This window comes from Thermoflavimicrobium daqui (assembly GCF_003313465.1).
In the GTDB taxonomy this organism is placed as follows: domain Bacteria; phylum Bacillota; class Bacilli; order Thermoactinomycetales; family Thermoactinomycetaceae; genus Thermoflavimicrobium; species Thermoflavimicrobium daqui.
The window spans coordinates 150,255-162,165 of the sequence record NZ_KZ845665.1 but is presented as its reverse complement, the minus strand read 5'-3'; the positions used below and the strand labels follow the sequence as shown (position 1 = coordinate 162,165).

At 33.5% G+C, this 11,911-nt stretch carries 13 protein-coding genes; 2 read left to right on the top strand and 11 right to left on the bottom strand.

Features of this window, described 5'->3' with window-relative positions:
* Positions 1–56: 56 nt before the first annotated feature.
* The 8 genes from DL897_RS06445 to DL897_RS06405 form a co-directional block, all read right to left on the bottom strand.
* Positions 57–161, bottom strand: coding sequence for a lasso RiPP family leader peptide-containing protein (locus tag DL897_RS06445; RefSeq protein ID WP_113658325.1), 105 nt, complete (start codon positions 159–161; stop codon positions 57–59).
* 2 nt (positions 162–163) lie between these two features.
* Positions 164–1,141 carry a protein-L-isoaspartate O-methyltransferase family protein gene (locus DL897_RS06440; protein WP_168188680.1) on the bottom strand — a complete coding sequence of 326 codons (978 nt, stop codon included), beginning with the start codon at positions 1,139–1,141 and terminating at the stop codon, positions 164–166.
* Positions 1,142–2,081: 940 nt separating this feature from the next.
* The gene (locus DL897_RS06435) at positions 2,082–2,414 is read right to left on the bottom strand and encodes a hypothetical protein (protein ID WP_113658323.1); all 333 of its coding nucleotides are present in this window, start codon (positions 2,412–2,414) and stop codon (positions 2,082–2,084) included.
* Positions 2,415–2,908: 494 nt separating this feature from the next.
* Positions 2,909–4,336 (bottom strand): helix-turn-helix domain-containing protein, encoded by a 1,428-nt coding sequence (locus DL897_RS06430; RefSeq protein WP_113658322.1) that lies wholly within the window; start codon positions 4,334–4,336, stop codon positions 2,909–2,911.
* Positions 4,337–5,000: 664 nt separating this feature from the next.
* Positions 5,001–5,543: a hypothetical protein gene (locus DL897_RS06420; protein WP_113658320.1), complete on the bottom strand. Its 543-nt coding sequence runs from the start codon at positions 5,541–5,543 to the stop codon at positions 5,001–5,003.
* 393 nt (positions 5,544–5,936) lie between these two features.
* Positions 5,937–6,542 carry a hypothetical protein gene (locus DL897_RS06415; RefSeq protein WP_113658319.1) on the bottom strand — a complete coding sequence of 202 codons (606 nt, stop codon included), beginning with the start codon at positions 6,540–6,542 and terminating at the stop codon, positions 5,937–5,939.
* Positions 6,543–6,628: 86 nt separating this feature from the next.
* On the bottom strand, positions 6,629–6,886 hold the full coding sequence (locus DL897_RS06410) for a hypothetical protein (RefSeq protein WP_113658318.1): 258 nt from the start codon (positions 6,884–6,886) through the stop codon (positions 6,629–6,631).
* 1 nt (position 6,887) lies between these two features.
* A complete protein-coding gene (locus tag DL897_RS06405; RefSeq protein WP_276308565.1) occupies positions 6,888–7,538 on the bottom strand; it encodes an arylamine N-acetyltransferase in 651 nt (216 codons plus the stop codon).
* A 219-nt stretch (positions 7,539–7,757) separates the two neighbouring features.
* Between DL897_RS06405 and DL897_RS06400 the strand changes: the two genes are divergently transcribed.
* Complete coding sequence (locus DL897_RS06400; protein WP_113658316.1) at positions 7,758–7,982, top strand: helix-turn-helix domain-containing protein; 225 nt, start codon at positions 7,758–7,760, stop codon at positions 7,980–7,982.
* Positions 7,983–8,031: 49 nt separating this feature from the next.
* On the opposite strand, the gene darG is transcribed toward DL897_RS06400, so the two are convergent.
* The 3 genes from darG to DL897_RS06385 all read right to left on the bottom strand — a co-directional run bounded on the left by darG (position 8,032) and on the right by DL897_RS06385 (position 10,269).
* Positions 8,032–9,066: a type II toxin-antitoxin system antitoxin DNA ADP-ribosyl glycohydrolase DarG gene (gene darG / locus DL897_RS06395; protein ID WP_113658315.1), complete on the bottom strand. Its 1,035-nt coding sequence runs from the start codon at positions 9,064–9,066 to the stop codon at positions 8,032–8,034.
* A gap of 13 nt (positions 9,067–9,079) precedes the next feature.
* Entirely contained in the window at positions 9,080–9,712 is a 633-nt protein-coding gene (darT, locus tag DL897_RS06390; RefSeq protein ID WP_113658314.1) for a type II toxin-antitoxin system toxin DNA ADP-ribosyl transferase DarT, read from the bottom strand.
* 368 nt (positions 9,713–10,080) lie between these two features.
* Positions 10,081–10,269 carry a hypothetical protein gene (locus DL897_RS06385; protein ID WP_113658313.1) on the bottom strand — a complete coding sequence of 63 codons (189 nt, stop codon included), beginning with the start codon at positions 10,267–10,269 and terminating at the stop codon, positions 10,081–10,083.
* A gap of 78 nt (positions 10,270–10,347) precedes the next feature.
* Between DL897_RS06385 and DL897_RS06380 the strand changes: the two genes are divergently transcribed.
* Complete coding sequence (locus DL897_RS06380; protein WP_113658312.1) at positions 10,348–11,904, top strand: recombinase family protein; 1,557 nt, start codon at positions 10,348–10,350, stop codon at positions 11,902–11,904.
* Positions 11,905–11,911 lie beyond the last annotated feature (7 nt).

The window sequence follows — 11,911 nt, the reverse complement described above, 5'->3', positions numbered from 1 at the left end:
TTTTCCCCCCTCCTAAACACCTAAGAAAAAAGGGCGAACTTGTCGCCCTTATCTAATTAATAAAGATGTGAGTTTAAATCTGCTGTGTCATTTTTCTTTCCGCCTAGTGTCAAATCCTCAAAAGATCCAACTTCGATTAATTCAGGTGCTTGATATTCCATTATTAAATTCCTCCCTTAAATTTCAAACTAATTTTTTTATTTACAATTATCGGTTCTAAGTGCTCATAACTGGGTTTTCCAAGTCTTTCCCAATGATTTATCCAATCACTAAGTACCTTAGCATGTTGATCATCAGACACAACCCATTTGTTTTCGTCATATGACAGCAGAGCAAAACCGTTTGGACTACTATAACCGATCCAGAAGCCAGTATTAAGATGAAATGCTGTTGTTAGACCATCAGGATTCTTGGTTAACAAGAAGGCTCTAACATCTTCTCCAATTGGTTCGAAAGGTGAAGATTTAATAGTAGATTGAAGAATCTTCTCTTCCCATTTTTCAGTCGAGGTTTTCTTCATCCAATGAGAACTTGCCCAATATGGATGTTCGCCTTCTCCTACCAATTCAGCAAATACTTCATGTCCAAAAAAGTTTACAACTGGTTCAGAAGTCATTGGAATATAAGATCCTTCTTCAACTCGATCACCTTTTAGATTACCTGAATCCTTTTTTAACCGAACCATCACCATACTATCAGCTATGGTTAAGATACGAAAAGGAGCAACAATAAATCCTGCTTCTGCTAGTTGCCTTCCCCAAGAATCAGGGAGATATTCTGTACTTGTCCAGGCGATGACACGATTATAGGGAGCATTTGATTGATATCCTTCTCGCCCATCACCTATAATACATTCAATCTGAGCATAACTAGAAAGTTTAGACTTAGCCCTTTCCGTAATAGCTGGATCAATATCAATAGAAGTAACTTTTCCTGATTGTCCAATTAGCTCCGCGATTAGTGCAGTACTGTAACCTGATCCTGTCCCAATTTCTAGGACACGATCTCCTTCTCTGATCTCTAGGAATTGTAGATGTTTTTTTATAGCTTTTGTAGATGTTGTATTCGGTAACATCTTTCCATTTTCTTGGAGAACAAAATAGTCTCTATTGACTTGTTGGATTGCTTGTTCAACTTTCATCGTGTACCTCCTGTTTATTTGGCTAATAGCTTCTTTATTGTAACAACCATTAGTCCGAAGTAACATAACATTCTAAAAATATTTTATCCCAAGAGGTATTTTTTAAACTTCCCGTTAATAAAAGATCTCACTTTTTCAGTCCTGTACCGCCACACTCATTACATCCTTTTCCATTGCATCCAGGGCAATGATGCTCTTTAAAATCCCCTTCTTTTCAGATTAAAAAAGGTTAACTTCAAAGAGTTTAATGGACTCACTTACTAGATAGTAGAAAGGTTCGCCAAGTTTACATGAACTTATTCTTCTTTGATAATCACCCCCCTTAATTCAACAGTAACTGATTACTTATACACGACCACTACCTCCACAACAGGAACATCTTTCTCCATCTTTAGTTCCTGATCCCTTACATACTGGACATTTCTCTTGCCTTTCTCTACTCATATAAACACTTCCCTTTTCATTTTAAAAAAACGCCCAACCCAAAGAGCTTATGGACTCACCCAATTTTAGGATTTCTCGATGGATTAGGCGTTGGCTATTGAATAGACGGTAATAGGTGATTTAAACTTAAACGTGGTTTTGCCATCAATTGCGATTTCTATGAAGCTAAAATAACATATCCCTTTTTACGCAAGTACATCGAGCTAGAGCAAGGTCAGCTAAGATTACATGTGTATAAATATATTTATCTTTGATAATCACCTCCTCAAAGAATCTCATCTGTTAAGTCCAGAAAGGAAACAACCGTGAAGAAAATAAGCCAAGTTTATCCTCATCTTCTTTACAACCTTTGAGAGTGTCTTATTGAACTTTATATACTTCGAGGAACTTGTTTATCTGCTTCTTATTCTTAATTTCTTTTACTTTATTACGCTCAGGACAGTAGATACATAATTTATCATGGGTATGGTCATAAAAATATTTAATTTTCATATGATCATACCTTTGTTTCCACTTGTGTTTTTTTCACAGTTAGATTTTCGACTGATCCCTTAACATATGAAATTTCCTTTGAGATAGCGCATAACTCAAAATCCGTTATGTGTAAGACTAACTTGTAATTTGGTATATCTAGTGTAAGTATGATCTCCTTCTTTTCAAAAACAGGGGTAAATTCAAAGTGACAATATGAAATGACCTCATCATTAGGCAAAACATCATCTTGATATTCAGAAGACCTATTCTTTACCTGATATTGTGGTTGTTGCTCAAAATCCCGAAGAAATTCATAGACTTCTATAGCAGAACCTTCTACTTTTAAACGAAGCAATGCTATTTCCTCTCTTTCCATACTAAATTCTATTGGGAACCCAGAAAGCTTCAGTACATTTATTGATTCAACTTAACTGTGAACTCATTATACAATATTCAGAAAAAATTAATCAATTTACTAAAGTATCCCTACATTTCAATTAATATTTACTTTTTTCAGTCTGGATACAAGCATATATAATAAATATTTGTTCTTTTATGGATGATATATTTAGAAAAATTAATCCCATACCCCATATTTTGATCAATCTAATAGAAAAAATTTTTTTATTTTGTTTCTAGGCAATCCACTTATACGATTTTCATAAACAAATAATAAGTAACCTATTATTAATTTATGCGACAGGAGGTTTTGCACTCTTCCTCTATTTGATGTATAATTATAAAGATTGATATAATTATGTATTTAAACACCGTTTATTTTATAAATAATAAACCCTAGTATTAAATACTAGGGATAAATATACTTCAAAATTATGATTTTAATGGCTTTTAACCATTAGGTGGATCGCCGTCAAAGCGGTTAATGACTACAGTCATTTCATTTTCACCTCCTTTGAAAGATTCACTATAAGAATAGAAAAAATCCATTGCATAACTTGCAAAATTAGGGTCACCAATTTCTTGCATATAATTACCTAAGGTTAGGAAAAGTTTATTTTTTAGTTTTGAAAAATTATGTTGTTTAGCTAATTCAAGAGCTTTGTTCAAGCATGCTAGAATTTTATCTTTGTTCTGCTTATTTTGCTTAATATAGCACTCACCTAAACCAATAAGTGCCTGTGTTTCCAGATAAACATCATTTGCCTTTCTGCTGTATTTAATTGATTCTAGGTATTCTTTCTGCGATTGTCTAAAGTCTTCAAACTTATAGTACAACTTTCCTAATTGATTGTAAACGTATGCTAGTAGATATTCCTTCTTTACCTTATCTTTTAGTTTTAGAGCAGTTCGAAAACAACATTCTGCTAAGTTTAATTTATTTTGTTCAATATAAATACTTCCTAAAGTTGTCCATAATTCAAGTGATCTATCATACATCTTATCTATACGCGCAAGTTCAATTCCTTTTAAAGCGACTTTTTTAGCTTCAGCTAAGCTTCCATGTTTAGCTAATAATTTAGATTTCATTTCATACATATTAAGAGCAGCTTCTTTACTTTCACTTTTATAAATCCCTTTCTCACCCTTTTCAAAAACAATATCTTCCTTATCAAAAGTAAGATCATCAAGCACATTCAATGCTTCTCCAACTTGGTTTGTCTTTTCAAGATAAATTACCTGGCTAACCATTATAATATCTTTATAATATTTCCTTTGACCATCAACCTGAAAATATTCCATTGCTTTTTTAGAATAACTTAATGCTTGATGAAAATTATTTTGGATATATTCAATTGTACTTAATTCATGGTAACAAGCACTCTTTAAATTAGTGTAGGTCATTTTAGCATGTTGATGATCAAGCATATGTATACAACCAAAAAAATGTTTATGGGCTTTATTCCAATTTCTTTTGAAAAAAAAACATTTACCTTTTAGATATTCCACAAATACATTATATTCATGCTTTAGAGGAATCGAAAGATCTCTAATCTGTACTAATCCTTCTTCGGGACTCACTAAATCGATTATGTTTTCAATCGCAGCAAGCCTTATTTTTAATTCTTCCTTAATTGCTACTTCATCATCTTCTTTTCCTGCTTCAACAAAGTCTGAGAGCTTTTTTTTGACGTCTAACTTCTTTAATATATACTCCATTTTCTCTACACTCACTTCTCCATTTCCAGTTTCAATATAGCTAACCGCCGATTGAGAGATATTATCATCTACTAAATCTTCTTGTCGTAGTCCTTTTGATTTTCTTGTTTTACGAACAAAGTTACCAAACCCAACTCGATCTACTCGAATTTTTTTCATCAAATCACCTCTATAATTTTTATCTACTTGAACCTAAAATTCAGTGTAAAAAGAGGTATATTTACTATTCCGTATTATATATTTATTATTTAGGCTTCGATTTATCTTATTAAGTGCAAATATTTACTTATATGTACTTCTACTTCAGAAATTTGATAATACTTTTCTGAATATTATATAATGAATACAAGGACAAATCAATAATTCTTTGTAGATACGTAGTATAAATAACATAATAAATTCAAATATTTACTGTATTTTCTTTTAAAGCAATAAAATACTGAGCAAATACAGCAAATCATCAAATGCCCCCAATTTACTATAGTTATAAGCCTTCCTTTCTTTGTTGATTGGTTTGTTAGAAATCCCCATGTTTCTAATTTTTTTAGTGTCGTTCTTATGTTTTGGATTGTTACTGATCCTATCAGGAGTGCAACTATTACACCATCGTGTAAAAAAAGTGGATCCTTAGGTGTAGATATAGTGGATCCTAAGGATAAGGAACTATCAAATAAAGACTGCTTACCCCAAAATAATAAAGTTGCATCTACCAAGGTAATCTTGCTTAAAGTCAAAAAGGGTATGAGATGGAAAAAGCCAAGATCCTAACGGCAAAGCAGGATCTTGGCTATTTTCATGCACAAAAAAAGCCCCGTTTCTAGAGCTAGGCAGTAACTTTACCTGACATTATTTTTGAAACATCTTGAGCAACAGAATAAAGCTTTGAAACATCTCCATAATTGATTACGTAACGATACTCATTATTTCCGATCTCAACTATGGTTGGATACTCTTCCGCTCTGGTATTTCTATACTTATTCCAGAGATATTCCACTTCTTCTATCAGAATATCCACATGAGTAGCAAACACTATTCCTGAACAATTTACTCCTATTCTTTCCTCTTTGTCCTCTTCCCAATTTCTTGCAAAGAACTCAACAGACTTTAGAGGTATCCCTAAAACAGTACCTAGTTTATAAACATATTCAACTGATAAAGGTTTAATATCTTTCATGTCATGGATAAAGTTTTCCTTCTCTTCTTCTGTTCTAAAAAACATGTAAGTACCAAGATCATTAAGAAGACATTTAGGATATCCTCCTTCTATCAATCGATCAAAATATGGTTTCAGACGAGGATTTCCCTTTTGACATGAACAAGTTGGTTTATATCCAAGTAAAAACGCTTCCTCTGGTCGAAGATCCACTTTAACACATCCTTTTGAGCACTATCTACTAAATCTAACTCTACAACTAGTACAGTACCACCAAGTATCCCCTTGTCCGTCTTGCACGACATTTGTTGTCTTTTTACATTCTTGGACAAGGTGGAACCCAAGCATGACGTGAATAAGAGTATGAAAATCTCTTTTGTCTCATGATATCATCTCCTCTTTAAGTCTATCTATATTTTACATCATTCTAAATAGTTAAACATTATTATTTATCATCTCTTTTATATATAAAAAGAACATAAGTTGCTTAGTAAAGTTTTAACAATAATTATGAACGAAAAGCCAAGTCCTTTGTCATAGCAGGAACTTGACTATTTTCATGCACAAAAAAAGCCCTGTTTCCAGGACTACATAAAGAGTTATGTATCAAATCACTTCAGTATGTACCAAACCATTTGACTTTAAATAAATCTTCGTTTCAAGATAATCCACTAAACGATTCAATTCATGAAAATCTCCAAACCTTATATTAAATTCCTCTTCATGTTTAATCATCAATTGATCAAGTTCAGGATACGGATATCTCTGCCATAGCCATTTGGAACATTCCAAGATATCTTCTATATAACAAACAAAACCACAACCGCAATATTCCATTATAGCTACTCGTGACTCTTTTTCTTTATGTTCTTCTAAATTTTCTTTCTTGAGTTTTAATCGTCGAATGAATGAATCAACTGCTTTTGGGGGGTAGCCAAGGATCAAACCCATTAACCTTCGCGCTTCTAGGGATTTAATTGATATAATACCTTGCTCTTTTATCTGTTTTAACACCTCTAGTCGCTGTTGATTTGTTTGGAAAAACATCCAGCCTTTAAAGTGCATTTTTCTTTCATAATCAAAACGTACGGGAGAAAAATCTGTGAAGCTTGGATAGTTTAGTAGTTCATTAAATCTTTCGTTTCGTTCAGTCGTAAGTAAAGCAGGTTTTATTCCCATTAAAAATGCTTCTTCTTCTGAAATCCTTGACATAAAATCACTCCTATTAAATATAAAAAAGAGAGGAACAATAAAAATGTTCCTCTTAATAATATTCAATATTCTATACTTAAAATCCTTTATACTTCATATTCGCAATCAGGATGTTCACATTGCCATGCACGTCCATTCCAGAAAAAATATCTTCTCCCACAGCTGGGGCACTCATCTGGTTTACGGTATTTTGGGCTAAAGCTACCCCAATCATCCGCATCTCTTTTTTCCCCATCTGATCCCCAACCACCAGAGCCGGGACGATCTCCTTTATCATCATCTTTTTTCCCGCCCATCATAGACAATCCACTTAAGTGTACTTGATCAAATTCATTTTTAAACATGTTAACCCCTCCATAAAGGTAACTTGTATTTAAAACAGTCTTGACCTTCATAGATGGTTAGTGAGTTATCAGAAAAAATGATGAATCCATTTAATGTATATATACTAAAGATAGTTCGTTTTGATAGATAACCACCATTATTTATATGCTTCCAATACGTTTGCCTAAAATCTCTTATGTCTCTTGGTATAAGATTGATACTTAGCTTATGAATCCATTTCCGTTTATATTGCTTTCTTATAACAAAATGATCTTCTGCTTTCTCTACTTTATATATTCCACTTCTATCTTTATAAATACCATCCATGATCGGTAAAGGTTGATAAATAAAATAAAATCCATATCCGACATCGACATAATAAAGTTGATCATCCAAATGAACCACTATGGCCATGTGATCGATATCTGATTCTTCAATAAGACAGCCAATAAGATCACAATGAAAGCCTATCGAGTTTAGCAAACAATAGAAAGCATAGTTCAAATGAAAGCAAATTCCTCCTCTTCCTTTTAACACTGGATCAATGAGGGAGAATGCATTATTAAAATCGATCCACTTTGATCCAAAACGAAAATACTCTAAGTTGGAGAAGGGAATTCTTTGAAGGTGGTTGTTTTGCAATCGGGCTAGGAATTTTAAGCTAGGTTGGATATCACTAGGAGATATATTTAGATTCTGTAGGTATTTTTCAATGATTCTATCACCCTCTTTTTAATAGATATTCGAGAGTGAATTTTGTTTTTTATATAAAAGGGAAAATAGATATGAAGTGGTTAAATTTAGTTGGGATTTGTATCAATTTGCACTTTTGCGGTTACTTATTTTTACCCGTTCAACGTATAAGTTAAACAAATAAGGAGGCATTTTTTGATGAAAAAAAAGCAGTTTATACTTCAAAAATATCTAGATCAACTAAATTGGAATCAGTCTGTATTATCAAGAGAGTCTGGTGTACCCACCACCGTGATCTCTAGATATTTAAAAGGATCAAGGACTTATACTATCGAATACTTAATCGCAATTAAAGAAGCTTTACAGCAAAATGGAATAACACTACATAGTATTGAGGACTTATTTGAAAAAGACAGGGATTAGTATAAACCAAAAAGCCGAGATCCCGAGCATGTTGGGAAGTCGGCTTTACTTAATAAAGACCAATACTTTTTAAGTGATTCCAAGCAATATCTATATGCTTTTCTATGAAGGTAGATCTTTTCCGATCGTTCCATTCATGAACTTTCTTTACCAATTTATCCAGAGTGTCAATTTCTTTGTTTTTCTTTAAAACCCAATGAACCGTAGATAAAAGTTCCATACCATAAGGTGACTCAAAGCCACGTATCAATTTTTTTACCAGTTCTAAGCGTTCTAAGGAACTAGGTTCACGTTTAAGGAATTGCATTGCTTCTTTGGTTGCGCAAGGTAAAGGGTAAATTTCTACATCGGGATTACGCTTACCATATCCTAAACCTCGTAAATAGTGGCCTTCCAGTCTCATTAGCACATGATTCAAGTTTTCAGCATATGGGCCATATTTTCGTTGTTCGAAGTGGAGATTTAACGGTTCTCCGACTTCCTGAAGAAAATAAGCTAATTTTTGTATTTCGATTAATGTTAGTTTGTACCCAGGATTTTTATACTCATTCATTAATGCTATAAATAAAGCACGAGCCTTAGTCAATCGAGGTTTATCTGTCCTAATTATCATTTTTTCGGGTTGAGGATATCCTGAAGGACTATAAATAATAACATGAACATTAGGAACTTGCTTAAAAGCCTCTTTCATAAGTAATTTTACATCTTCCCACTTAAGACCTCCATTCCCACATCCTAAAGGTGGTACCGCAATCGATTTAATCTCAAGGGATTTAATTTCTTGAATCAAAGACTCTAAGCCATCTTGAATATATTCGATTTTTGACTTTTCCTTCCAATGTTTTTTTGTAGGAAAATTAATTATGTATTTCGGATTCATCAAAGAACTGTTCTTATAAATAAACATCTGTCCTGGCTGTAATTTATTTTGACGACATATTTTCTGATATGCTTTAAAGTTTTCCGGAAAAGCTTGCTTAAATTGCAACGCTATCCCTTTCCCCATTATTCCTACACAGTTCACTGTATTAACTAACGCTTCTGCATCCGATTCAAGAAGGTTCCCCTTTACAAATTTGATCACAAATACCATCCCCTTAGAAATACCAATCAGGTTTAATTACAACAGGCCTTATTTTTCCCTTTTCTCCTTTTCTGAGAATTTCTATTACCTTATTACGACTTTGATTATTGAGAACTCCTATACCTAATATATGCTCCCATGGAAAAAATTTGTGAACAAGAAATTCTGCTTGTCTTAAGCGACTCCCGTCAGTGAATTCCGGCCAATATTTTGCTTTTATAACTTCCCAATTCAACTTATCAAGGTCTGCAATATCTTTAAAAAATTGAGTTAAAGCCATTATTGCATGACCATCCGTAAAAACAAAGTTAAGTTTCGCTTGAGTTACTTGGGGAATAGTGGAAACTAAAAATATTACATTCTCTTGACCTTCAGTATAAGTATCTACTTTACCCGAGTAAATCGCATACAACATAGGGTTCAATGTACAAAAATAAAATGGAACATAATCATGTAATATACCATAAGGCTCTATTGGAACATTTTTTGCATATCTCTTATTTTGTACGCTAGTATTGGATATGTTAACATACTCTATCCTTTTATTAACTACCATATTCTTACAAAGTAATCCTCTTTTTTCTAAGATTAATGGCAAGTTACTGATATGGGTCATATGAAAAATATATATTTTACCAATATTCATTATAAATTAATTAGTCTCCTAATAAAAAAAACCGCTATGCGGTCGTAGTAATTTTATGACATGATTATACTATATAATCAGCTGAAAGAACAGACGTTTTGTTATTACTCTTTTCTTTATATAGATTTAAATTCCATTCTCTTATTAGTTAGCAAAGGCTATGTATCACATATCCTTATTTTGGTTGCCGAAAATTTTATGTCTTCCTATTCCGCTTGACGGTAAATACCCTATAACCTCTAATAAGGGTAACTAGTAAACATTAAGGTGATCCTATGAGCCGACCAACAGAATTAAATTGTTATATTTACTTACGAAAAAGCCGAGATCCTCTTTATTAAATTATTTGGAGGATCCTCGGCCTTATATTATTTATCTCTCACTCTATTATTCGATCCATCATTCAACGTCTCCAAAAGCATCATAACCACTCGTGCTATTTCTTTTAATCGCCTCTGCCGTTCTTCTTCACTAATCTTCGGTGCTACAATATGGACAGTACTTCCACCAATCTGATAAGTTTTATCATAAGATATAGTCTCCCTTTCTCCCTGCATAAAACCCTCACCTCATTAGATCTTATGCAGGAAAAAGTGAAGGACAAGCATATTATTTTAAATAAGGTGGTGAATATCATGGAAAGAGTTGCCATGTATTTAAGGAAGTCCAGGGCCGATTTAGAGGCAGAAGCGCACGGAGAAGGTGAAACGCTCGCCAAACATAAAAAAGCCTTGTTAGAAGTTGCTAAGAGGCAAAGCCTAAACATAGTCAAGATCTATCAAGAAATTATCAGTGGTGAAAGTATCATACATAGACCTGAAATGATGAAACTCCTCGAAGAGGTAGAACAAGGGTTATATGATGCCGTTTTAGTGATGGATATGGACCGCCTTGGCCGTGGTAACATGCAAGATCAAGGATATATCCTAGACACATTTAAACGCTCAAAAACAAAGATTATAACGCCCAGAAAGGTCTATGACCTAGACAACGAATTTGACGAGGAATACAGCGAATTTGAGGCCTTTATGGCTCGAAAGGAGTTTAAGATTATTAAGCGCCGTCTTCAAAGCGGACGACTTCGATCAGTCAAAGATGGAAACTATGTTGGTACTCGACCACCCTATGGTTATCAAAAAGCAAAATTAGATGATGGCAGTATCACACTGACCCCTGATCCCGAGCAATCTAAAGTAGTAAAAATGATTTTTGAGTGGTACACATCGGATGACTCACATGAAAGAATGGGAACAACGAATATAGCCAAAAAACTAAATGAATTAGGAATTCCGTCGTACTATGGTGGAGATTGGAGTAATAATGTCATATTACAAATTATTCGAAACCCAGTATATATCGGAAAAATAGCCTGGGGAAAAGTTGAAAGAATTAAGTCAGCTGATCCAAACAAAGGAGTTGACGCACGAATACGACCAGAAGGTGAACAAATTTTAGTGGATGGAAAACATGAGTCTATCATCTCCGAAGAGCTTTTTGAAAAAGCCCAAGAAATAAGGCTTAATAAACGCCATCCGCGCTGGAAACCTAGTACTTCTTTACAAAACCCCTTAGCCGGATTAGTACATTGTAGTATCTGTGGAGCCATCATGATTTTAAAACGATCCAGTCGAAACTACAATTTAACCCATTTGATTTGTGACAATAAAGGAAAAGGCGGAAACTGTAATAAAAGTAGCCGCCTTGAGCATATTGAAAGAAGAGTACTTGCTTCTCTATCTGATTGGTTAAAAGAATATAAGCTACAATTCGATACGAATGATTTGGTAAAACAAAATAGTAAGATCGAAGTTTACCAAATGACCATTAAAAATATACAAGAAGAAATAAAAAGCTTACAAAATCAAAAAAGCAAATTACATGATTTACTTGAACGAGAAATCTATGATGAAGAAACATTTCTACAGCGTTCTAAAAGTGTAGCTGATCGCTTAGATAAAGCCCGGAACAATCTACAAAAAGCGATTGAAGACCTAAACTATGAACAAGAAAAAATGAATGCCCAAGTACGAATAATTCCGCAGGTAGAGCACGTATTAGAGGTATACGATCAATTGGAAACACCACAGCAAAAAAATATCCTTCTTAAAACCGTGATTGATAAATGTGTCTATCTGAAAGAAAAGCATCAAAAAAACGATCAGTTTACGTTGACCATTTATCCCAAGGTGTAGTTTTCTT